Below are 22,379 nucleotides of genomic sequence, written 5' to 3' on the forward strand. Positions count from 1 at the left end.
GAGATTAATGCGAAAGAGTGGAGGAAGACACGCCCAGCAGCTTGTTCACCGGACCATTGGTCCAGGCGGCACGTAGCGTGGCGGTGTTGGCCGAAATAACCGTTTGGCCGGCGTGGCGCACGGTTAGCTGGCCGTCCAGCGTCACACGGCCGAGGCGGGTGGCGCGGTCGCCGAGCAGCTGCTCGAAAGCCACTACATCTTCCGGCGCAACAGTTGCCAGGAAGCGGGAGTGCGACTCGGAGAACAACTGCGTGGCCAGGGAAAGGTCCGTTTCCGGCAATTCAATATCAGCGCCGTAGCCGTAGCCGAAGGTGGTTTCGGCCAGCGCCACGGCGAGGCCGCCGTCGCTCAGGTCGTGGCAGGATTGGATGAGGTTTTGGTCGTTGGCCTGGCCCACGAGGTTGTAAAGGGCTTTGGCTTTTTCGAAATCTACTTTTGGCACATTCGCTCCCAGTTCGCCAAACAGATTGTAGAACTCCGAACCGCCCAGCTCGTCGTGGGTTTCGCCGAGGAGGTACACCACGTCATCGGCCTGCTTGAAGTCCGAAGTCACGGCGCGGCGCACGTCTTGCATTTTGGCCGTCATTGAATAGAGCACGGTGGGGGGCACCGAAATTTTCACCCCGTCGGCTTTGAAGTCGTTTTTCATCGAGTCCTTGCCGCTGGTGAGCGGGATGCAGTAGGCAGCCGTGGCGTCGCGCAGGGCCTCGCACATACGCACCAGCTTGGCCAGCTTCTGCTTGCCATCGGGGTTGCTGACGGGGTCGTACACCGAATCGGGTACGCAGAAGTTGTCGTTCACCGACCAGAAAATCCCGTCGCCGGGCGTCAGGTTCGGGAGCTTCCCTCCCACCGCGATAATCTGGCGCACCGCCTCGTCAAACGAGCCGGCCGACATGTCATACGCGTCCAAATCGCCGTAGCGCGGGATGATGCCGTTGCTCACGGCCACGCCTTCCCAGCTCTCGAAATTGAAGCGCACCACGGCCGCGTCCTGCGGCGCCTGGCCCGTCGCGCCCATCAGCGGCTTCACAATCGTGCGGCCCTTCACCTCGTGGTCGTACTGGCGAATGACCGATTCGCGCGAGCAGATATTGAGCGAGCCCAGCAGCTTGAGTAGCGTCTCAGTGTAGTCAGTTTCAGCAGGAACCTGAGGCTCGGCAGCGGTGGGTTTGGTCCACTCCGCTTCCAGAATTTTGCGCGGCACACCGTCGTGCAGGAAGTGCATGTTGAGACGGGCCACCGGCGCACCATCGAAGCGCACGTCCAGGAACCCATCCGAAGTGAAGTGGCCAATATCCGTCAGCTCCACTTCCATTTCCTGGCCCAGCGCCGTGATTTCGGCCATTTTACCGGGCTCCACCACCAGCGTGAACCGCTCTTGGGATTCGCTCACGAAAATCTCCCAGGGCCGCAGACCGGGATACTTCAGCGGCACGCGCTCCAGCTCCACTACCGCGCCGCCCGAGATGCCGGCCAGCTCACCCACGGAGGACGAGAGGCCGCCCGCGCCGTTGTCGGTGCTGCATTTCAAGAGGCCGCGACGGGCCGCCAGCATCAGGAAATCCATCGCCAGCTTCTGGGTGATGGGCGAGCCGATTTGCACGGCCGTAGCGGGCGCGGTTTCATCGAGCTCGATGCTCGAAAACGTGGCGCCGTGGATGCCGTCCTTGCCCACCCGGCCGCCGGCCATAATGATGCGGTCGCCGGCATCAATCTTCTTTTCCCACGAGTCCAAGCCCGCGAATTGCATAGGCATCACCGCGCCGGTGCCGCAGTACACCAGCGGCTTGCCGGCGTACCGGTCGTCGAACACAATCGCGCCGTTCACCGTGGGCACGCCCGACTTGTTGCCGCCGTCCTCGATGCCCTTGCGCACGCCTTCCAGAATGCGGCGCGGGTGCAGCTGCCCGGTCAGCAGCTGCCCGTGAAACTCGGGGTTGCCGAAGCACAGTACGTTGGTATTGAACAGCAGCCGCGCGCCGCCAATGCCGGTGGCCAAAGGGTCGCGGTTGTTGCCCAGAATGCCCGTGATAGCCCCGCCGTAGGGGTCGATGGCGCTAGGCGAGTTGTGCGTTTCCACCTTCCACACGAACAGCGAACCGGGGTTGATGCGCACCGCGCCGGCGTTGTCCGAAAACACCTTTATCAACCAGTCGTTGCCGTTGGCGCGCAGTTGGCGGTCCACTTCCGAAGTGGCGTCTTTGATGTAGGTTTTGAACAACGAATCGACCTGCTTCTCCTCGCCCGTTTCCAGGTCTTTGTAGTTAATGAGGGCCGAAAACTCCTTGTGCTTGCAGTGCTCCGACCACGTCTGGGCAATGATTTCCAGCTCGCAATCCGTGGGGTCAACAGGTAATCCTGCTGCCTTCCGCTCCGCCTGCGTTTCGGCAGCGGCGAAGTAGTCGCGCACGGCGCGCATTTCCTCCAGGTTCAGCGCGTAGATATTCTCCTTCGAGAGCTGCACCAGCTCCGCATCGGTGCGACCGGTTAGCGAAATGACTTCGGTAATGGCCTCAGCGCCGCCGCCGGGACGCGGCGTGTAGTCGCGGATGCCATCGGCCACGCGGCCCACTTCCAGCCAGTTGATGAGCTTGTTGCCGAGCAATTCCTCCGCGATGCGACGCAGGTCGGTTTCCGGAAGGTCGTTTTCAAGCAGGTAGAGCTTCTTGCTGAAAATGTGCTGGGTGTGCACGTCCAGCGGCTCGTTCAGGATATCGGCGAGGGCATTCTGGGCCGAGGTGCCTTCGTCGTCAGTCACGCCGGGGCGGCGGGCTACCAATATATAAGTGGCGAATCCGGGCGCGGCCGTCACCTCATTCAGGCGCACGTCGTGCAGCACCGGGTCGGCGAGGCAGCGGGTGGCGAAATCGCTCAGTTGGGTTTCGGTGAGCGGGTAGCGCACCGTGTAGAGGGCGGCGCTGCGCACGCGGCCGGTGGCCAGGCCGAGGTGGCGGGCGGCGGCTTCGGCCACGCGCTGGCCGTCGCCGTCGTGCTGGCCGGGTTTCAGCGTGAGCTGGATGGTGTGGGTGGTGTTTTCCAATTCTGCCAAAATCTAGGTTCCTCCTTTGTCCTCCGTAAATCTCTCCTCGTGGTCCTAAAACGCTTTTTCAGGCCGGCTGCCGGGCTTCACTACCGGCACGCCGGCGGCGCACAATGGGCAGCTCTCAGGCGCAAAGGTCGCTGCCTGCACCTGTAAAAGCGCGAAATGCGGGAAATCAAGCCCACCCTTTCCGCCCGTGCGGTCAATCAGCGAGGCCACGGCCAGCACCTCCGCGCCCATGGCGCGCAGCACTTTAGCCACTTCCAGCGTGCTTTTGCCCGTCGTCACCACATCTTCGGCAATGACAACTTTTTCGCCCGGCTCGATGGTAAAACCGCGCCGCAGGGTCATTTGTCCGTCGGCGTCGCGCTCCGTGAAAATGCCAGGCACTCGCAGTTGCCGGGCCAATTCGTAGCCAATCACCACGCCGCCCATGGCAGGGCCTACCACCACATCGGGCTTCAGGCCCGCTGCTTCCAGTTGAACTGCCAGCGCCGCCGCAGCGGGGCCCGCCAAATCGGGCCGGCGCAGAAAGCGGGCGCACTGCACGTAGGTATCCGAATGCAGGCCCGACGACAGCCGGAAGTGCCCGCTCAACAGCGCATCTTCCTGGCGCAGCAAATGCTCCAGTGTGGCCGCATCGAAAGCGGTGATGGCCGAGGTATATAGTTGGTCGTTCATCTTTTACAGAAAATCTACTATGCAAAAAGCCGCGGTGAAGCGGCTTTTTGGGTCAGGCATGGGTCGGGCTCGTCACGGCCCGGAATTCGTTGATTTGTTCTTTCAATTCGCGGGCGGCGGCTCCGGCGTCTTTCGCCTGCCAGATTCCCCGCGAGGAGTTTATCAGCAGGCCGCTGCCGTCGGCCCGGAGCCCGGCGCGCAGCGTGGCAGCCAAATCGCCGCCCTGAGCGCCAATGCCCGGCACCAGAAACCATTGGTCCGGGCAGGCGGCGCGGACTTTGGCCACGGCCGCTGGCTCGGTAGCGCCCACCACCAAGCCGATAGTGGATTCGGTCAGCTCCTCGTCCATCAGCTTGGCCAGGCGGGCGGCCCAGTCACTGATGGAGCCACCACGCGTCATGGCCGCGTCTTGGAGGCCGTGGATGGGTTTATTGGAGGTTTTAGCGAGCGAAAAAACCATTTTGCCGGGCCGCGCAAACGGCCGGATGGTATCGTCGCCCATGTAGGGGTTCACCGTCACGGCATCAGCCCCAATAATGTCATAAGCGAAGCGCGCGTACTGCTCGGCCGTGTTGGCAATGTCGCCGAATTTGCCATCCAGAATCACCGGAATGTCCTTCGGAATGCTGCGCACGGTTTCCTGGAGCAGGGCCACGCCGTTTTCACGGCTCAGAAAGAAGGCGAGGTTGGGTTTGAAAGCAGCCGCATAAGGGGCCGTTTCAGTAATGACTTCGCGCAGCCGCTGGGCCACCTGGGCATCATCGCCCGTGGGGTCCAGCCCCACGCAAAGCAGGGAATTGATGGTTTCGACGCGGGTGATGAGCTTTTGCATGGCGATGCGCGAAGAGGGTTTGGGTGGGATTTTGGGGAGGAGAGAAAGAGGAGAATCAGTAATTATTTAGACCGTCATGCTTCGCTGCGCTCTGCATGACGGCCTGATTATTCATACTTCACATTATGCATCACTTCCGAGGCCAGCCGCGCCGTGAGGCCCGGCGACAGCCATTCGCCGCTGGCCACTTGCACGGCCTGAGCGCCCACGCGCAGGTAGTCCTGCACGTCGCGCAGCGTGAAAATGCCGCCCGTACCGAAGATAGGCAGCGCCAGTTTTTCATCTTGAGCCAGCTCCCACACGCAGCGCAGGGCCAGCGGCCGCAGCGCCTCGCCCGAGAGGCCGCCCACGAGTGGCGCGGCATTGCGGTCGGTGGGCAGGTGCAATACTTTGAGGGTGTTGGTAGCGGCCAAGGCAGTGGCCCCGCCCTCCTGCGCGCCCAGGGCCAGGCCCCGGATGTGGTCGGGCCACGGCGGCAGCTTCACAATCACGGCCGCATCGTCGCGCAGCTCGTTGCGCACGGCCTCGGTGGCCTCGCGTACGAAGCGGGCCGTCACATCGGCTCCGGAACCGCCGGGCGGCACCGTGATGTACACTTCCAGCCCGGCCAGCTGCTCGCCGGCCTCGCGCTGGAGGTAGCGCGCAATCTTGCGGAAGCCCGGCACGCCTGGTGCCGTCACGCTCACAAATACGGGCACGCCGAAACGGCGCAGGCGCGGCAGGTGCTCCTGCACCAGCAATTCTGCGCCTTCAGTGCGGAGGTCGGTGCGGTTGAGCAGGGTTTGGTCGGCCACTTGCAGGATGCCTTCGTCGCCGGGCAGGCCGGCGCGGGGCTCCATGGTCACGGTTTTGGTGAAAATCGCGCCTAGCTGCTCGTAGCCCTCGCCGGCGAGGTCCCAGGGTGCCGCCGCCAGGCACACTGCATTCTGTAACGTAATGGCTCCGAGTTTCATAGATATTGTACAAGTAATAAAAACGAATATTCACCCGCACTTAGGCTGGGCCAAGCGCGGGTGACATTCGGCCGGCGAACCGGCAAAAGGATTCCTTAAATTACGTTATCGCGGTTAATCAGGAACGGCATGCACTCGCGGATGTCGGTCTGGCCGAGGCGAGGCGAGGGTCGCCGCAGCCACTTTGGGGCGAGGGTGTTGGTGTCCATGAATATAGTAGTTAAAAGGCGGTTTAGACTATTAAGCTGGAGAGAAAACCGAACCAACCGTGCATAAAAAAACCGTTTCGGAATCCGAAACGGTGGCGGGGCAACAACCCGAGAAAACAGCGGAAATACCGGAGACAAAATCGGAAAAACTGACGGCGACGAAGACCTTCCGGTCCTCTCGCGGGTCGCTGCTGAGCAGGGTCCCGCGCTTCATCAACGGGTGTTTGGGTTGAAGCACGATGCAAAATTACGGCAGGATTACGCCGGCCAAACCTTTGGTCATATTAAGTTTTTGTTGAGCCCTGCCTTACAATTTTAATTTTCGCCCTAACTAGCTAATCGACGCACTTTTCACCACATTTTTTCGCCCTTAAAAAAATTCCGGCATTCGTAACCAATTGCTTTGCAATCACAACCCGCCGTAACTTCGTCTTTTTATCCCTGATATGTAGCCTCCGGCCGCATTTATCAGGCAGCAAAAAGCCCATGAAATACGCGGTATTTCATGGGCTTTTTAATTTCCGGCCGGCTTCGTTATTACAAGCGTAATTAATCAGCCAAAAGCCGGGCTGCAAGCACGATATCAGCTGGTGGGGCCGGTGTCAACTTTCGACTCGATGGTGGCCTGCACCGTGCTGCTCACAGCCGAGAGGATGTTGTAGCCGGTAGCCGATTCGATGGCATCTACCGTGGTGCGGTAAGCCCCCCAGGCCGTGCCGATGGAATTGGTGTTGGGCATGTTCACGGCGATAACGCGGGTGCTGGTGGTTACGCGGCTGGCGTCGGAGCTGCCCTCGGGCAGCACCACCATCACCTTCCAGCAATTGCTGGGCACACTGATGCGGCCGGCATCGATGGTAGTAGCGTAGCCGTTCGAGCCGGTGCCGCCGCTGCCGTAGCTGCCGGCAATGATGTAGATTTCGTAGCCCTGGCCTACCAGGGTACGGGCGTAGTTTTCGAGGCCGGCCCAGGTTTGCTGGTTGTTGGTGGGCGCCTGGGGCATCATATTGGTCATGAGAAACGTGGCCGTGTTATCGGCCACCGAGCCGGTGCGGTCTGCCGAGGGGCAGTTGTGGCCCCGGTCGAAACCCGAGCCCGAGTAGCTGGTGCTGCCCACGTGGTACCACGAAGAAGGCAGCGAGGCATCGGCGGCGAAATTATCCTGGCGGGCGGTGCTGCCCAGCCAGGCGCTGCTCAGGTGCCAGCTCACCCAGTTCGGCTTGCCCTTGTCGCGGCTATACGAGAGGGTGTACTGGGTTTTGGTCATCAGGTAGTTGTTGGGCGAGTTGGTGGCGTCGGTCACGGCCCCACTGGGGTTGCCCATGGCCAGGTTGTTGTCGCGGGTAGCGTCCTGGTTTACGGTGGCGGCGGTGGGCTGCTGGCTCGGGGCCACTTGCTCAGTACGCGAACACGACGCGGCCAGGGCCAGAAGCAGCGCGGCGCTGCTGAGACGGGTAATCATTTGCTTCATAAAAAGAATGGGGTAAGATGGTGAGATGGTGGCCGCAAAATTCCGGCGCCGGAACAATGATGCCGCCGTTGCAATGTTACGGCTTGGTTAAGATTAGTCAAGGCCAAAGACGCACAAGATTATGGCATTGTAATTCAGCATTTTGGAATGGTATTTGAGCAACAGTCTATATAAAATCTAATACACCTTCCCGGGCTTGTTCTTCCTGCTGTCAAGCGACAGCGATTTATTCCCCCCTTTCCCTTTTTTATGTCTGCACCGCTACGTTTGTTTTCGTTCCTGCTGATTGGGCTCCTGCTGGGGTTCATCAGCCCCGCACGCGCCTCGCACATCATGGGCGGTCAGTTGACGTACCGTTGGGTGAGTGGCAGCACCTACGAAGTCACGCTGGTGCTGTACGGCGACTGCACAGGCATTTACTTGCCCACTGGCAGCGTTACCATCCTTGCCCAGAATAATGGCTGCAATTCCACGGCGGTAACGGCCGCATTGGTTCCTTTGGGGACATCGCAGACTATCCAGCCGTATTGTTCAAGCGTGCAACAGCAGGTCATCTGCTCCGCCGCCAGCACAAGGCCGCTTACCTATTTCCAGAGCTACCGCGGCACCATCAGCTTGCCCCCGGCGGCGAACTGGGTGTTGAGCTACGAAGATGCTGCGCGGCCCGGTAGCGCCAACGTAGCAGGACAGCCCAACTTTCGGTTTGAAGCCACGCTCAACAACCAGCTGGCCGCAGGAGGAGCAGTGCAAACCGTCGCAAACACGTCGCCATTGTTTAACCTGACTACCAGCTCCCTCATTCCCTGGAACCGCAGCTCCACCATCAGCAATGCCGGCTTCGATGCCGATGGCGACTCGCTGGCGTATTCGCTGGTGGACCCGTTGGAAATGTGCAATAGGACAATAGCATATTATCAAAGTATTACCCGCCTCGCAGGTGTCCCGCAACCCGGCTGCACCTATGCCGTAGCGGCGGGTTCTCCCACTACCTATTCGGCCACTTACCCGATGGTCACGGCTTACGACACCACAGGCAGCTGCCCACAAAGGTTGCTTACCCCCAAACCCTTCCTTTTCGACGCGGCCACGGGGACCATCACCGTCACCCCAAGCCGGCACCCGGCTTTCGCCCCCATTCAGAGTGCCTACAGATATATGGTCGTGGTGATGGTAACCGAATACCGCCGCCTACCGGGCAGCAACCGCCGCTACCGCGTGGGCTCGGTGCGGCGCGACCTGATAATGACCGTGTATGACTGCGGCGCTAACCAGCTGCCCCGCTTCGCGCCTACCGTAGTCGTCAACCAACGTTCGCAAAGCCGCACACAACCCTTGGGGCAGGAAATTCAGGCGCTAGCCGGCGAAAGCCTCACGGTCGACCTGACGGCCACGGACAGCGATGCCGGGCAATTCGTGCTGCTGTCGGTGGCCGGCACCCCAGTGCCCGGCATCTCGCTCTACCAAACCCTGAACGGGCAGTCCCGCCTCACTTTCGTCGTGCCGCCGAGCCTGCCTGAAGGCCTCTACCACGTGTCCGTCGCGGCCCTCGACGACGCTTGCCCGGTTAAAGGTGTCCAGGGCCAGACGCTGGCCTTTCGGGTAGTCAATACGGCGCTGGCTACCCGTGCCGCTCAGGCCCTGGCCGTGGCGGCCTTCCCCAACCCCTTCACCGAGCAGGTGAAGTTCCAACTGGCCACGCCCGGCGTGCAAACCCTTACCGTTTGCGACCACCTGGGCCGCACCGTAGCCACCGTGCGCAGCCAGCCCAACGGCACCGTGGTATGGCAGCCGGCGGCCACCCTGCCCGCCGGCCTCTACTTGGCCCGCTCCGCCGATGGCCGCCAAAGCGTGCGCTTGCTGCGTAGCGCGGCGCAGTAAACCCCTCCCCCTTTTGGCACTAAAAAAGCCCTGCTGATGGTGTCGGCAGGGCTTTTTTAGTGCCAAAAGGGGGAGGAGGAATTAGCGGCTGCCCACCACCAGCCGTTGTGTAGCCAGTCGCTGCCCGGCGGCATCACGCAGCACCACATGGTAGAGGCCGGGAGCCAGCCGGGGCAATGCCAGGCCGGTGGTGGCTTCGCCCACGGGCTGCTGGCTCACCAGCTGGCCCATTTCCGAGTATGTCTGGACCATACTGCTGCCAGCGGGCATATTGATGAGCCTAACCTGCACTGCCTGGGCATCGGGCGCAGGGTTGGGGTAGGCTTCGAGTTGTGGCACGGCCACGGCTTTGCCCACCGTCACCACCACCACGGGCGAGAAGGACTGGGTGCCGTCGGTATCTACCTGCCGCAGGCGATAGTATAGCATGCTCACGCCCAGGGTGCCGGCCTCGGCATCGCGGAGCTTGTAGCTCAGGGGGCTGCTGCTGCTGCCGGCCGCCGCTACCTGGCCCACGGTTTTGAAGGCGGCTTCGCTGCTGATGGCGCGCTCTACGGCGAAATAGCTGCTATTTTTTTCGGTGGCGGTGGCCCAGTTCAGCTCGGCCGCGCCATTAGTCCACTTGCCCACGAAGGCCGTGAGCTCCACAGGCAGCGGTATAATGGTGGTGATGATGCCCCCGGCCAGGTTATCGGCGAAGGCCTGATACACGTTGATGTTCACCCCGAGGGCCACCGTGGAGGAAGCGCTGATTTGGATGGAAGCGAAGTTCTTGGTAGTCAGAAACGAGACTTCCTGCCGGCCATCGGGCAACAGGTTCAGCGAGAGGAGCGACGAGCCCGAGGCGCTTTCCAGCAGGTTGCCAGCCGCATCATACGTCGTGAGGGTGAGGCGGTCAAGTACGCTGGCATCGAGCAGGCCGCTGTTGTTGCTGATAATCATACCGGCGCGATAGCCCGCCTGGCCTACATCGGTTTTCACATTTCCACTGCCGGGGGCACGCAGGTCCAGCTTCAGCTCGGCCGTGGAGGCGATGCCGCCGCCAATGTTGATGACGGCTTTGGTAGTGGGGTCGTTGTCGGCGGCACCAGCGGGGTTGCTCACGCCACAGCCGACGCACACTACCGCCGAGGTGTTCGTGGCATAGTTGGTGTTCGATACCGGCTGCCCAAAGTCCGACAGGTAGCGCGTGGTGCCCGTGAACGCCGTAGGCTCCACCCCGAAGCCGTAATAGATGTCCAGGTTATTCAGCGCCGCCAGGGCGCTAATCTGCTCAATCTTCACCTCATCGAACGCGAACTTGGTGGGGAAGCTTACCTGGTATTTGCCGTCGGGCAGCAGCTTCACGTCCAGCAGATTGGCCCCGGTGGCCGATTCCTGCTTCACCGATACGCCGTTGATGGTCTTATAAGTAGTGATGCGCAGGGCCGACAGCGCCGCCAAATCAATGATGCCGGAGCTGCCCAGCACGAAGCCCGCATAGTAGCCGGCCGGGGCCGTTTTCGAGCTTTCGAGCTTAACACTGAGCGACGACGGGCAGTTGACCGAGATGAACGTGCCGAACGTGGCATGGTTCGTCAGACTGTTATCAACGGCAAATTCCGGATTGTAAATATTGGTGTTGCCGCACACGCTCACCAAATCGCCGGGCGTGATGGCCGTATTGTAGTAGGGCGTAAGGTCGCCGGCGGGAAAATGCGAGGTGAGCCCGCGCACCGGCTGCTGCACCAGCGACTGCACAGCGTAGCCATAGTACACGTTCAGGCGGTACAGCGCGTCCACCGTGCCGCCAATTTCCAACTCGATGTCATCGAAAGCCTGCTGGGCCACAAACTCCATCTGAACCGGCCGGCCGGTGCCCGCTGCCACCCGCAGGCTTTGCACCACGGCTAGGGAAACCACCTGGGTTTCCAGAGCGGTGCTGCTGCCGCGCAGGTAGGTGCGCAGCGTGTAAGTGCCCAGCGCACTCACGCCCGCCAAGCTGGCCGGCGGCGCTACCAGCACGCCGGCGCGGTCGCCGGCACTGGCCCGGCGGTCGAGCCCCAGGCGCAGGCTGACGCTTTTGCCGACGGCTATGAATTTCACGATGGTCGCATTATCGGTGGTGGACGTACCGTTGGCCGCCTGGCCCGGATTGTCGACCCCGCCGCCAAAAATGCCGCAAAGCGTGGGCGCTATGCAACTGTTGCTGGCCGATGCGACCCCGGTGGTGGAATAAATGGGAGCACCGGCGGCGCTGGCAGTATTCATGGCCAATACCACGAGCAGGGCGGCAATCAGCCAGGCCCGGAGCCGGGCCAGTGGGGCGGAAGGTGAGGAAAGGGATGCCATAATAATTCGTAAAAAATATTTAACTCTTTGGCCCTGTGCCTGCCCCATCCGTGCAATTCCGTGGCCATGTCGGCAAAACCCCCTTGTTAGCTTATTAGCCAATTAGATATAATTTTCATGATACTTAATTTATTTCCCATTACTGGAATATTGTCCTTAAATGGGAATTCACAAATAATAACCCTGCAATCCGATTGCATTTCCAGTTCGTATATGCCTTATTGAGGCCGTTTTTAGCCCAAAATGCTTTTTGTTGCGTATTTTTGTAATATAATTTTTCCAATACAACATTCGTTGTAAACACCGTGAATCGGCCTGTAAGCCGGTAGTTTTCGGTTGCTGCGGCGTTATCTTAGACACCCACACTCCCTTGCTGCATGACACCTGCTCTACCTTTCAAGATTTTTGTTGTCGAGGACAATGAGTGGTATGGCGAGCTGCTGATGCATCGGCTGAGCCAGAACCCGAACCACAGCGTTTCGCGCTTCACCACGGCGCAGGCGTGTCTGGAGCAGCTGGGCGAGAAGCCGGATTTTATCACGCTCGACTATTCGCTGCCCGATGCCAAGGGCGAGCAGGTGCTGCGCCAGATTCGGGAGCGGCTGCGGGGCACCGAGGTGGTGGTGATTTCGGGCCAGGAGGATGTGAGTACCGCCGTCAATATGCTCCAGCAAGGCGCTTATGACTATCTGGTGAAGGACGAGAACACCCTCGACCGCCTCTGGAACCTGGTGGGCAAGGTGGAGCAGCAGGTGTGCCTGCGCCGCGAAAATACCCAGCTTCGCCAGCAGATTGGGGCGCGCCACGGGGCCGGCCAGGCCATTCTGGGCGAGCACGCGTCGATGCAGGCCGTGCAGACGCTCATCACCAAAGCCGCCCGCACCACCATCACAGTGAGCGTGAGCGGCGAAACCGGTACCGGCAAAGAACTGGTGGCCAAGGCTATTCACTTTCAATCGAGCCGGGCCAGCCTGCCCTTCGTGGCCGTGAACATGGCCGCTATTCCGCGCGAGTTGGTGGAAAGCGAGCTGTTTGGGCACGAGAAAGGCGCATTTACCGGGGCGGTGGCCCGCCGCGTGGGCCGACTGGAAGAAGCCAACGGCGGCACCCTGTTTCTGGACGAAATAGCTGACCTCGACCTGAGCCTGCAAGCCAAGCTGCTGCGCGTGCTGCAGGAGCGGGAGGTGACCCGCGTGGGCGGCAACCAGCCCATCCCGTTCGATGTGCGCCTGATTGTGGCCACGCACCGCGATTTACTGACGGAGGTGCAGGCTGGCCGTTTCCGCGAAGACCTGTACTACCGCCTGCTAGGCCTGCCCATTGCCCTACCGCCGCTGCGCCAGCGCGGGGCCGATGTGCTGATGCTGGCCGAGGTGTTCGTGCGCGATTTCTGCCAGCTCAACAACCTGCCGCCGCGCCAGCTCACCGACTCGGCCCGCGAGCAGTTGAAGGCACATCCCTTCCCGGGCAACGTGCGCGAGCTAAAGGCCGTGGTGGAGCTGGCCACCGTGCTGGCCGACGGCGAGTTCATTCACGGCGAAGACCTGCCCCTGCGGGCCGGCAAAGCCACCATTGGCCCCGGCAGCCAACTCTCGCTGCGCGAGCAAACCACGGCCATCGTGCAGAGCTGCCTCGATGAGATGAACGGCGACGTACTGGCCGTGGCCGCCCGCCTGAACATGGGCAAGTCCACTATTTATCGTATGTTACAGCAGCAGGAATTGCACCTCGGCTAAGCCCCGCATGGCAGGCTGGCGGGTCGTTTCCGGATTCATTGGCTCGCATTGTATTTGCTTGCGGCATTATTTTACGTTACGCTTAGTTCTGTTTTGATGCGTCGCTCCCGTTATCCTCGTTTGGCCCGCCGGCTAGCTGTGCCGGCTGCCCGGCGGGTAGCCGAACGTACGATGCCGCCCGCCCCGCCCCTTCCCGCCGACACCGCCACCGCCCCAGCGGATGCGGCGATGCCGGCGCAGGTGCTGGCCGACCGGGTTCCGCTCATCCTGTTCAACTACGACTTGCGGCACCACCAGCTGGTGCATTGCAACCGGCATTGCCACACCGTGCTGGGCTACTCGGCCCAGGCGCTGCTGGACCTGGGCAAGGGCCTGACCCAGCAGGTGATGCACCCGGATTCCCTGGCTCAACTCTTAAAATCGGACATTAAGCAGCTGCTGGCCCGGAACAAAACGGCCAGCTGGGACTGCCGCGTGCGCCACCACGATGGCAGCTGGCGCCTGTTGCGCCTACGGGTGCGGGCCAGTGTGCTGGGGCCCGAAGGCCAGGTCTGGGAGCTTATGGGGAGCGCCGAGGACGTGACCCGCCACCGCGCTGCCGTGGATGAGCTGCGCCAGAGCCGCCACTTGCTGCGGCAGGTGCTGGACGTGGTGCCCAACTTGGTGGCGGTGTTTGACCTGCACCTGCAGCGCACCACCTACACCAACCGCCGCATCGAAACCCTGCTGGGCTACACCAGCGAAGAGATTCTGGCTTTCCCCTCCGGCCAAATACTGCCGCACTTGCTGCCGCCCGAGTCGCTGGCCCGCTACCAGGCCAACCTGGAAACCGTGGCCCAGCTACCCGATGGCCAGGTACGGACCATTGAGTTCACGGCCCGCCACCGCGATGGTTCCATTCGTTGGCTGCACAGCACGCAGGCGTCTTTTGGCCGCGATGCCCACGGGCAGACCAGTAGCATCATCAGCGTAACCGAAGACATCACCGAGCAGCGGGCGGCCGACGAGCAGCACCGCCTCGCCACCGCCCGCCTCACCGAGCAGCACCGCCTGTTCCGGCAGGTGATTGATGCCCTGCCGCATCCTATTTATCTGAAGGATGAGCACGGCAACTACCTGCTGGCCAACCAGGCGCTGGCCACTTTGTATGGCCTGACACCCGAGGAGCTGGTGCACGCTGGCAAACCGGATATCCCGACCACGGCAGACACGGCCCGCTATCTGCAACAAGACCTGCAGGTCCTCGCCACCGGCCAGGACCTGACGCTGGAGGAGTCGTTCACGAACCCCGATGGCCGCATCGAATGGTTCAGCAGCGTGAAGCGGCTCTTTGTGCAGGACGACGGCACGGCCCAGGTGCTGGGCGTGGACAGCAATATTACCGAGCTCAAAAGCACGCAGCAGGCCCTGGAAAGCGCCATTGCCACGGCCCAGGTGGATGCCCAGGCCAAGGAAGATTTTTTGGCCAACATGAGCCACGAAATCCGCACGCCGCTGCACGGCATTCTGGGCCTGACGGGCGTGCTGGTGAAAACCACCCTCAGCCGCAGCCAGCACGACTACCTGCGCCTGCTGGGCGAATCGGCCGAGCACCTGCTCAACGTGCTGAACGACGTGCTAACCACCGCCCGCCTCGGCGCGGGCAAGCTCCAGCCCGAGGCCATGCCCTTTGCCCCCGGCGAGCTGCTGCGCGGCTGCGCGGCCCTGCTGCGGCCCCGCGCCCGCGAAAAAGGCCTGAGCCTGCGCATCGACAAGCCCACGCTGGCCGTGCAGGTACTGGGCGATGCCCACCGCCTGCGCCAGGTGCTGCTCAACCTAGTCAGCAACGCCATCAAGTTCACCGAAACCGGCAACATCCGCCTGCGCTGCCGGGTGGTGCCCGGTCCCCGCCAGCACACTGAGGCCGCCGGCACGGTTTGGCTGCAATTTATGGTGACCGACACCGGCCTGGGGATTGCCCCCGAAACGCTGGAGAAAATCTTCGAGCCCTTCACCCAAGCCGCTGCCAGCACCGACCGCGAATACGGCGGCACGGGCCTGGGCCTAAGCATTTCGGAAGGATTGGTGAAGCTCATGGGCGGCGCGTTACGCGTGTGCAGCGAGGTAAACCAGGGCAGCACTTTCGCGTTCACGCTGGCCTTTCAGCCGGTGGCCGCCGCCAGCGCCACGCCGGTGGCTGCCCCGGCCGAGGCCGCGCCCCTGGCCGATGCCGGCCGTATTCTGCTCGTTGAAGACAACCTGGTGAACAGCTTGCTGGCCGAAACCGTGCTGCGCAACTGGGGCTGGCAGGTAACCACCGCCGCCAGTGGCCCGGCCGCCATCAAGCTGTTTGAACATCGGACCTTCGACCTGGTATTAATGGATATCCAGATGCCGGGCATGGATGGCGAAACTGCCGCCCGTGCCCTGCGCGAGCACCCCGACCCCAGCCGGGCCGCCACGCCGGTCATCGCCCTCACAGCCCGCGCCCAGGCCGGCGAGGCCGAGCGCCTGCAAGCCTCCGGCTTTGCCGGCTACCTTGCCAAACCCTACCGCGAAGAGCAGCTCCTCGAAATCATGCACGCCGTCCTGGCCCACCACAACCAGGTCAGCGAACCCGCCCCTACTTACCTTACCACTCCTTCCATGGCTTCTGCTCCACCCCTCTATAACCTAAGCAACGTGCGCCAGCTGGTGCGCAATGACGAAACCATCGTGCGCCGCCTGGCTTGGGCGTTCATCGAAACCACGCCCGCCATTCTCACCGCCCTTGATGAGGCTCTGACCAAAGGCGACTGGGAAGCCCTCGGCGATGCCGCCCACCACCTCAAAAGCTCCCTCGACGGCCTGGGCGTGGAAAGCCTGCGCCACGTCATCCGGGAGGCCGAAGCCTTCGGTGAAACCCCGCCCGCCCCGGCGCACGCCGCGCAGCAGGTCACCCTCATCCGCACCGTCACGGAGCAGGTGATGGCCGGCCTGCGCACGGAGTTCCCCGAGCAGCAAGCCTAACGCGTATGCCGCTGCCCACGCCTCCGGCTGCCCCGTTCTCACTCATCCACACCGATACGTTGGTGATTGGGGCGGGCCAGGCCGGTTTGGCGGCGGCTTATTATCTGCAACAGCACGGCGTCGATTTCCGGGTGCTGGATGCGGCCTCCACCGCCGGCCACGCCTGGGATACTCGCTACGATTCCTTGCGCCTGTTCTCGCCGGCCTGGGCCAGCGGCTTACCTGGCCGTCCCTGGCCCGGCAACCGCCGCCGCTACCCCACCCGTGCCGAAACCAGCGCCTACCTGCGCGATTACGCCGCCCATTTCGCGTTTCCAATTGATGTCAGCCAGCGCGTTACTCGCCTGACGGTCGCCCCCGGCCAGCCCGGCTACCACGCGCACACCACCGCCGGCCGCACCTACGCTGCCCGGAGCGTGATTGTGGCCACCGGCCCCTACACCGACCCCAAAATCCCGGCGTGGGCCAATCAGCTGCCCGCCGCCGTGGCCCAGCTGCCCAGCCGCGACTACCGCCGCCCCGGCCAGTTGCCCGGCAGCGGCCCGGTGGCCGTGGTGGGCAGTGGCAACTCCGCCCTGCAAATCGCGGCCGACATCGCGGCCACCGGCCGGCCGGTTTTCGTGGCTTTTGATGAAAAGACCCCGGCAATGCCCAACAACCAGTTCATGTGGACCACGCTGGCCATCACGGGCATGATGCGCATACCGCGCCACACCGCCTTCGGCCGCTGGATGATGAGCCAGCCCGATCCCGTGGTGAGCGGCGACCTAGCCCGCCTGCGCCAACTGCCAGCGGCCACGTTCATCGGCCGGGCCACAGCGGCGCTGCCCACCGGTGCCATTCAGGGCCAGCGGGAGGCCTCTCCCCCACTCGATGCCGTGGTGTGGGCCACCGGCTACCGCCCGGACTATAACTGGCTGGAATTGCCCATTTTGGAGGCCGATGGCCAGCCCCGGCACCAGCGGGGCCTGACGGCCGCGCCGGGCGTGGCTTTTCTGGGGCTTGACTGGCTCGATAGCCGCAACTCGGCCCTGCTCAATGGCATTGGGGCCGATGCCCGGCGCGTGGTGCAGGCCCTACTGCAAATGCCCTAATCTTATTGAAACCCGGCCGGCCCTTTCGGGGTTGAACACATCAGATGCAGATTGCTGAAACAAGCTGCTTTTTATCCACCCGATTTTTCTGTAGCATTATGTTTATTTTCATGCTTGGCCTCTTGCTGGTCACCGCCATCCTCGCACTCAAAACGGTATCTAATGTGGAAGAAATGCTTACGCCCATCCCGGTGCGCGCCCAGTAATTCCCCCACTTTTGACAATAAAAAAAGCAGCCCGAAAGCTGCTTTTTTTATTGTCCGATAATTGACTCTTAATTGCCCTAATTGCGGATTAACGAATAACCAGTTTGCACATCTGGCTGGTGTTGTCCGACTCGAGCCGCACGTAGTAAAGGCCGTTGGCGAACTTACTCAAATCAAGCGTGCGGGAATATTTGTCGTTGAATTCCGTTACGGTTTCGTGGTACAGCACCGAGCCGATTACGTTCAGTACGCTCAGCTCCACTTTCTTGCCCTGCAAGTTGTTGATGGTGAGGTGAACGATGCCGGTGCTGGGGTTGGGGTACACCAGGAGGGTCTTGTCGTCGCCGGGCCGGGTTTGCTGGCCGTGGCGGTGCATGGTGGCGGCCGAAGCAGCGGGCACCGTGCGCAGTAATGGCCCCATTCCGAGGCTAAGACAGACAAATAATAACAGAGGTAAGAGTAGGCGTTGCATCATAGTATTAATTAGTGGGTGGGTAGAAAGAGCGGCGGGTGTTGAATTAACGGAAAAACTTGCTTTTGGTTGACAAAGATACGGCGCTTCTGCAGTAAGCTACGCCAGAATATCCGAAAACCTCGATAAACCACCCTACTTTCGCTTCCATTGTTCTTTTTTCACCGACCAGTTAAATGGATATTTTATTGATTGGTGGGGGCCTGGCCGGTTTGGCGGCGGCCCTGGACCTGGCCCGGCGCGGCCACCAGGTGGCGGTGGTAGAGCGCAAGCAGTACCCCTTCCATAAAGTGTGCGGCGAGTACGTGAGCAACGAGGTGCTGCCCTACCTGCGCCGCCTCGGGGCCGACCCGGCCGAATTGGGCCCGGCGGCCATTTCCAAATTCCTGCTGTCGTCGCCGGGCGGCCGGACGCTCACCAGCCCGCTCGACCTGGGTGGCTTTGGCGTGAGCCGCTATTTGCTCGATGACTTTCTGTACCAGAAAGGATTGGCAGCGGGCGTCACCTTTCACCTGAAAAGCACGGTGACGAACGTAGCCTTCGACTCTGGCACCGACCGGCACACCGTGACCTTGGCCGATGGCCGCACCCTCACGGCCCGCGTGGTGCTGGGCACCTACGGCAAGCGCGCCAACCTCGACCGACAGTTGCAACGGCCGTTTTTCGTGCAGCGCTCGCCCTACCTCGGCGTCAAGTACCACCTGCGCCTGCCGGGCTTCCCGCGCGATGTGATTGCGCTTCACAATTTCGCAAATGGCTACGCCGGCATTTCAGCCATTGAGGAAGACAAGCTGTGTTTTTGCTACCTCAGCACGCGCCAGAATTTGAAAGACCACGGCACCATTCCGGCGCTGGAACGGGAGGTGCTGGCCCGCAATCCGCGCCTACGCGATATTCTGGATGCGGCCGAAGTGCTTTATCCGCAGCCCGAAGTCATCAACGAAATATCCTTCGCCCCCAAGCAGCCCGTGGAGCAGCATGTGCTGATGTGCGGCGACGCGGCCGGCCTCATCACGCCGCTGTGCGGCAATGGCATGGCCATGGCGCTGCACGGCGCAGCACTGGCGGCGGCGGCGGCCGACAGCTTCCTGGCGGGCCACACCAGCCGCCTGCAGATGGAAACGGACTATGCCCGGGCCTGGCAGGCGCAGTTTGGGGCGCGGCTGCGGGTGGGCCGGGCAGTGCAAGGCTTGTTTGGCGGGCCGCTGCTGAGCGAGGCGGTGGTAGGCAGCCTGCGCCACTGGCCGGGCGCGGTGCAGGCACTGATGCGCCGCACCCACGGCCAGCCGTTCTAAAACCTGGCGGCCGCGCGCCGGGTTGCGGAGATGAGGCCGAAATGTTATTGGCCTTTTTCGAGGGCTAAATGTGCAAAATCATGCCTTCTTCCGTAAGTAGTGGGCCAATGTGCGGGGCCACCCGTACTTTCAGCCGTTAGGCGCGGTGGTTATTATCCGTTTTCAGAATCCGAAAATCCTTCCCGGAATGCCGAGTTACTTAGGTGCCATTGGCACTGCCAATCCCGCCCACCGTATCGCGCAGCCGCAAATTGCTGATTTCATGGCCCAGGCCCTGCAATTTGGCGAGGCCGACACGCGCAAGCTGCGGGCACTGTACCGGGTTTCGGGCATTGCGCACCGCTATTCGGTGCTGCCCGACTACGGCCAGACCAACGGCAACTACACGTTTTTCCCCAACACGCCCACCCTGGAGCCCTTCCCGAGCGTGGGCCAGCGCATGGCCGTGTACCGCCGCGAGGCCCTACCCCTGGCCACCGAAGCCGTGCGCGAGTGTCTGCGCCAGGTACCCGATGTGGCACCGGCCAGCATCACGCACCTGGTCACGGTGAGCTGCACGGGGATGTATGCGCCGGGCTTGGATATTGAGCTGGTGCAGGCGCTGGGCCTGCGCCGCGACGTGCGCCGCACCTGCGTGAATTTCATGGGCTGCTACGCCGCTGTGAACGCCGTGAAGCTGGCCGATGCCTTCTGCCGCGCCGATGCCGAAGCCCGTGTGCTAATTGTGAGCGTGGAACTGTGCACGCTGCATTTCCAGAAAAGCCCCGAGGAGGACCACCTCATCAGCAACGCACTGTTTGGCGACGGGGCGGCGGCCTGCCTGGTACAAGCCGCGCCGCTGCCGAACGGCGTGCCCAGCCTGGCCTTGCAGGCCTTCCATTGCGGGCTGGAGCCCGATGGGCACGACGACATGGCGTGGCACATCAACGATTTTGGGTTTGAGATGACGCTGAGCAGCTACGTGCCGAAGCTGATTCAGCGCGGCATTCGGAGCCTGACGGATGGGCTGCTGGCCAGCCTGCCGGTGGAGCTGGGCGACATCCGGCACTTCGCCATTCATCCCGGCGGGCGCAAGATTCTGGAAACCATCGAAACCGAGTTGGGCCTGACCCACGACGACAACCGCCACGCCTACCGCGTGCTGCGCGACTACGGCAATATGTCGTCGGCCACGGTGCTGTATGTGCTGCGCGACGTGCTGGCCCACGCCACCCCGGCCGATGACGGCGCGCCGGTGCTCAGCTTCGCCTTCGGCCCCGGCCTGACGATGGAAGCCATGCTGCTGCATCTGGCCGTGAGCCCCCAGCCGCAGGAAGAAGCGGCCACCGAAACTGCCCAACTCCTCACGGCGAATGTTTGAAGCACGAGCCTCCGGCCCGGAGCTGATGGACGACCTGACGCTGGCGAATGACGCCCTGCGCCAGAACCTCGACGAGCTGGAAACCATCAATACCTGGCTGGGTGGCTACGCGCCGGTGCTCAATGCCCTGCAACGCCTGAAAAGCCGATTCCCAACCAGCCGGCCCCTGCGCCTGGCCGACCTGGGCAGCGGTGGAGGCGACACGCTACGCCATGTAGCTATTTGGGGCCGTAAAAATGGCGTTGCGGTGAAATTGACGGGCATCGACGCCAACCAATTCATGCTGGAGTACGCCACAGCCAAAAGCCGTGAATATCCCGAAATCAGCTACCGGCAGTTCGATATTTTCTCCCCGGAATTTCAGGCTCAGCCTTATGATATTCTGACGTGCAGCCTATTCTGCCACCATTTTACCGATGAAGAGCTGGTGGTACTGCTGCGGCAGTGGCAGCAACAGGCCGGTGTGGCCGTCGTCATCAACGACCTGCACCGGCACTGGCTGGCCTACCACAGCATCAAGTGGCTGACGCGGCTGCTGGGTGGCTCCTACCTCGTGCGGCACGATGCGCCGCTGTCGGTAGCCCGCGCTTTCCGGCGGCAGGATTGGGTGGCGCTGCTGGCGCGGGCCGGCATCACGAAGTATGAGTTGCGCTGGCGCTGGGCCTTTCGCTGGCAGGTGATTATCATCAAGTGAAAAGCCCGGCCGCCACGCGGTACGTGTTGGCGTGGGCTTCCACGATGTCGATGATGCGCTCGGAATAGCCGCCGCCCATGCACACCACTACGGGCAGGCGGTGGCGGTGGCACAGACCGAGCACCAGTTCATCGCGCCGACGGCAGCCTTCGCGGGTGAGGGCTAGGTGGCCGAGTTTGTCGGTGGCCAGCACATCCACGCCGGCCAGGTAGAACACGAAATCGGGCTGCACTTCATCAAGGAGGCGCGGGAGGGTTTCGGCTAGCATGTTCAGGTATTGAGTGTCGTCGGTGCCGTCAGCAAGGGGCAGGTCGAGGTCGGAGGTTTCCTTGCGGGCGGGGTAGTTGCGGCCACCGTGCATGGAAAAGGTAAACACTCGGGGCTCTTGCTGAAAGATGGCGGCCGTGCCGTTTCCTTGATGCACGTCGAGGTCCACGATGAGAACTTTTTGCGCGTGGCCGTGGGCCAACAGCCAGGCCGCAGCCGCAGCTTGGTCATTCAGCAAACAAAAGCCTTCGCCCCGCGCCCTAAACGCGTGGTGCGTGCCGCCCGCAATGTTGAACGCCACGCCGTGCACCAACGCCTGCCGGGCTGCCTCAATGGTGCCGCCCAGGATGGTAATTTCGCGCTCAAACAACTCTTTTGACCACGGGAAGCCGGTGGCCCGCTCCTCCTGCCGGGTGAGCTGGCCGGTGCGCAGGCGGTGGTAGTAGTCGGCATCGTGCACCCGCAGAATGTCCTCATCGGGCGGGGGCTGGGCCACGAAAAAGTCGGCGGTCGTGGCGGTGCCTTCGTGCAGGAGCTGCTCGGGCAGCAGCTCGTATTTGAGCATGGGAAAGCGGTGGCCGGCGGGCAGCGGATGGGCATAGCAGGGCGCGAAAGCAATGGGCAGCATCGGGACAAAAGTCGGTAGTACGGCCACGAAAAAGGCTACGCAATTTTATAACATCACAACCTGGCCTAAATGCTTGTGTTTGTGCGCGCCGGTGTGCTTCTTGCTGCTGTGAATACGGCCACCAGCTGCTGGCAAAGCTGAGGAAACCCCAGAGACATCAAAAAAGCGCCCCGACTACGGAAGTCGGGGCGCTTTTATTTTTGGTTGGTTGGGATAAATAACTGGCCACCCCGCCCCAAAC

16 protein-coding genes are annotated in these 22,379 nt (G+C 62.2%); 7 read left to right on the forward strand and 9 right to left on the reverse strand.

What is annotated here, in order from left to right:
* Positions 1 to 4 precede the first annotated feature (4 nt).
* The 6 genes from ACYU70_RS13060 to ACYU70_RS13085 all read right to left on the reverse strand — a co-directional run bounded on the left by ACYU70_RS13060 (position 5) and on the right by ACYU70_RS13085 (position 7,189).
* Positions 5 to 3,043 carry a phosphoribosylformylglycinamidine synthase subunit PurL gene (locus ACYU70_RS13060; RefSeq protein ID WP_342299462.1) on the reverse strand — a complete coding sequence of 1,013 codons (3,039 nt, stop codon included), beginning with the start codon at positions 3,041 to 3,043 and terminating at the stop codon, positions 5 to 7.
* Between the two features lie 54 nt (positions 3,044 to 3,097).
* Positions 3,098 to 3,724 carry an orotate phosphoribosyltransferase gene (gene pyrE, locus ACYU70_RS13065; RefSeq protein ID WP_342299463.1) on the reverse strand — a complete coding sequence of 209 codons (627 nt, stop codon included), beginning with the start codon at positions 3,722 to 3,724 and terminating at the stop codon, positions 3,098 to 3,100.
* 52 nt (positions 3,725 to 3,776) lie between these two features.
* A complete protein-coding gene (gene pyrF / locus ACYU70_RS13070; RefSeq protein ID WP_342299464.1) occupies positions 3,777 to 4,556 on the reverse strand; it encodes an orotidine-5'-phosphate decarboxylase in 780 nt (259 codons plus the stop codon).
* 107 nt (positions 4,557 to 4,663) lie between these two features.
* Positions 4,664 to 5,509, reverse strand: a complete 846-nt coding sequence (locus ACYU70_RS13075) for a dihydroorotate dehydrogenase (RefSeq protein WP_342299465.1) — start codon at positions 5,507 to 5,509, stop codon at positions 4,664 to 4,666.
* 240 nt (positions 5,510 to 5,749) lie between these two features.
* Positions 5,750 to 5,956 carry a hypothetical protein gene (locus tag ACYU70_RS13080; protein WP_460616017.1) on the reverse strand — a complete coding sequence of 69 codons (207 nt, stop codon included), beginning with the start codon at positions 5,954 to 5,956 and terminating at the stop codon, positions 5,750 to 5,752.
* Positions 5,957 to 6,301: 345 nt separating this feature from the next.
* Positions 6,302 to 7,189, reverse strand: coding sequence for a DNA/RNA non-specific endonuclease (locus ACYU70_RS13085; RefSeq protein ID WP_342299466.1), 888 nt, complete (start codon positions 7,187 to 7,189; stop codon positions 6,302 to 6,304).
* 249 nt (positions 7,190 to 7,438) lie between these two features.
* Here ACYU70_RS13085 and ACYU70_RS13090 point away from each other — a divergent pair, with 249 nt between their 5' ends.
* A complete protein-coding gene (locus ACYU70_RS13090) occupies positions 7,439 to 9,067 on the forward strand; it encodes a T9SS type A sorting domain-containing protein (RefSeq protein WP_342299468.1) in 1,629 nt (542 codons plus the stop codon).
* Positions 9,068 to 9,148: 81 nt separating this feature from the next.
* Here the strand turns inward: ACYU70_RS13090 and ACYU70_RS13095 are convergent, their stop codons facing one another.
* Positions 9,149 to 11,398, reverse strand: a complete 2,250-nt coding sequence (locus ACYU70_RS13095) for a T9SS type A sorting domain-containing protein (protein ID WP_342299470.1) — start codon at positions 11,396 to 11,398, stop codon at positions 9,149 to 9,151.
* 377 nt (positions 11,399 to 11,775) lie between these two features.
* Between ACYU70_RS13095 and ACYU70_RS13100 the strand changes: the two genes are divergently transcribed.
* The 3 genes from ACYU70_RS13100 to ACYU70_RS13110 all read left to right on the forward strand — a co-directional run bounded on the left by ACYU70_RS13100 (position 11,776) and on the right by ACYU70_RS13110 (position 17,216).
* Positions 11,776 to 13,134: a sigma-54-dependent transcriptional regulator gene (locus ACYU70_RS13100; RefSeq protein WP_342299473.1), complete on the forward strand. Its 1,359-nt coding sequence runs from the start codon at positions 11,776 to 11,778 to the stop codon at positions 13,132 to 13,134.
* A gap of 96 nt (positions 13,135 to 13,230) precedes the next feature.
* Positions 13,231 to 16,122: a PAS domain S-box protein gene (locus ACYU70_RS13105; protein WP_342299476.1), complete on the forward strand. Its 2,892-nt coding sequence runs from the start codon at positions 13,231 to 13,233 to the stop codon at positions 16,120 to 16,122.
* Positions 16,123 to 16,127: 5 nt separating this feature from the next.
* The gene (locus ACYU70_RS13110; protein WP_342299478.1) at positions 16,128 to 17,216 is read left to right on the forward strand and encodes a flavin-containing monooxygenase; all 1,089 of its coding nucleotides are present in this window, start codon (positions 16,128 to 16,130) and stop codon (positions 17,214 to 17,216) included.
* 294 nt (positions 17,217 to 17,510) lie between these two features.
* On the opposite strand, the gene ACYU70_RS13115 is transcribed toward ACYU70_RS13110, so the two are convergent.
* Positions 17,511 to 17,897 (reverse strand): T9SS type A sorting domain-containing protein, encoded by a 387-nt coding sequence (locus ACYU70_RS13115; protein ID WP_342299481.1) that lies wholly within the window; start codon positions 17,895 to 17,897, stop codon positions 17,511 to 17,513.
* Positions 17,898 to 18,070: 173 nt separating this feature from the next.
* Here ACYU70_RS13115 and ACYU70_RS13120 point away from each other — a divergent pair, with 173 nt between their 5' ends.
* The 3 genes from ACYU70_RS13120 (at position 18,071) to ACYU70_RS13130 (ending at position 21,243) form a co-directional block, all read left to right on the forward strand.
* Complete coding sequence (locus tag ACYU70_RS13120) at positions 18,071 to 19,189, forward strand: NAD(P)/FAD-dependent oxidoreductase (RefSeq protein WP_342299483.1); 1,119 nt, start codon at positions 18,071 to 18,073, stop codon at positions 19,187 to 19,189.
* A gap of 187 nt (positions 19,190 to 19,376) precedes the next feature.
* Positions 19,377 to 20,549: a type III polyketide synthase gene (locus ACYU70_RS13125; protein WP_342299486.1), complete on the forward strand. Its 1,173-nt coding sequence runs from the start codon at positions 19,377 to 19,379 to the stop codon at positions 20,547 to 20,549.
* On the forward strand, positions 20,542 to 21,243 hold the full coding sequence (locus tag ACYU70_RS13130; RefSeq protein WP_342299487.1) for a methyltransferase domain-containing protein: 702 nt from the start codon (positions 20,542 to 20,544) through the stop codon (positions 21,241 to 21,243). The genes ACYU70_RS13125 and ACYU70_RS13130 overlap by 8 nt, the downstream gene beginning before the upstream one ends.
* Here the strand turns inward: ACYU70_RS13130 and ACYU70_RS13135 are convergent.
* Positions 21,236 to 22,138: a histone deacetylase family protein gene (locus tag ACYU70_RS13135; protein ID WP_342299489.1), complete on the reverse strand. Its 903-nt coding sequence runs from the start codon at positions 22,136 to 22,138 to the stop codon at positions 21,236 to 21,238. The two genes, ACYU70_RS13130 and ACYU70_RS13135, sit on opposite strands and share 8 nt — an antisense overlap.
* Positions 22,139 to 22,379 lie beyond the last annotated feature (241 nt).

The organism is Hymenobacter segetis, assembly GCF_054776495.1.

Coding starts and splice junctions, on each gene's coding strand:
- pyrE (WP_342299463.1), bottom strand. CDS start 3,724: ATGAACGACCAACTATATACCTCGGCCATCACCGCTTTCGATGCGGCC.
- pyrF (WP_342299464.1), bottom strand. CDS start 4,556: ATGCAAAAGCTCATCACCCGCGTCGAAACCATCAATTCCCTGCTTTGC.
- ACYU70_RS13075 (WP_342299465.1), bottom strand. CDS start 5,509: ATGAAACTCGGAGCCATTACGTTACAGAATGCAGTGTGCCTGGCGGCG.
- ACYU70_RS13085 (WP_342299466.1), bottom strand. CDS start 7,189: ATGAAGCAAATGATTACCCGTCTCAGCAGCGCCGCGCTGCTTCTGGCC.
- ACYU70_RS13090 (WP_342299468.1), top strand. CDS start 7,439: ATGTCTGCACCGCTACGTTTGTTTTCGTTCCTGCTGATTGGGCTCCTG.
- ACYU70_RS13095 (WP_342299470.1), bottom strand. CDS start 11,398: ATGGCATCCCTTTCCTCACCTTCCGCCCCACTGGCCCGGCTCCGGGCC.
- ACYU70_RS13100 (WP_342299473.1), top strand. CDS start 11,776: ATGACACCTGCTCTACCTTTCAAGATTTTTGTTGTCGAGGACAATGAG.
- ACYU70_RS13105 (WP_342299476.1), top strand. CDS start 13,231: ATGCGTCGCTCCCGTTATCCTCGTTTGGCCCGCCGGCTAGCTGTGCCG.
- ACYU70_RS13110 (WP_342299478.1), top strand. CDS start 16,128: ATGCCGCTGCCCACGCCTCCGGCTGCCCCGTTCTCACTCATCCACACC.
- ACYU70_RS13115 (WP_342299481.1), bottom strand. CDS start 17,897: ATGATGCAACGCCTACTCTTACCTCTGTTATTATTTGTCTGTCTTAGC.
- ACYU70_RS13120 (WP_342299483.1), top strand. CDS start 18,071: ATGGATATTTTATTGATTGGTGGGGGCCTGGCCGGTTTGGCGGCGGCC.
- ACYU70_RS13125 (WP_342299486.1), top strand. CDS start 19,377: ATGCCGAGTTACTTAGGTGCCATTGGCACTGCCAATCCCGCCCACCGT.
- ACYU70_RS13130 (WP_342299487.1), top strand. CDS start 20,542: ATGTTTGAAGCACGAGCCTCCGGCCCGGAGCTGATGGACGACCTGACG.
- ACYU70_RS13135 (WP_342299489.1), bottom strand. CDS start 22,138: ATGCTGCCCATTGCTTTCGCGCCCTGCTATGCCCATCCGCTGCCCGCC.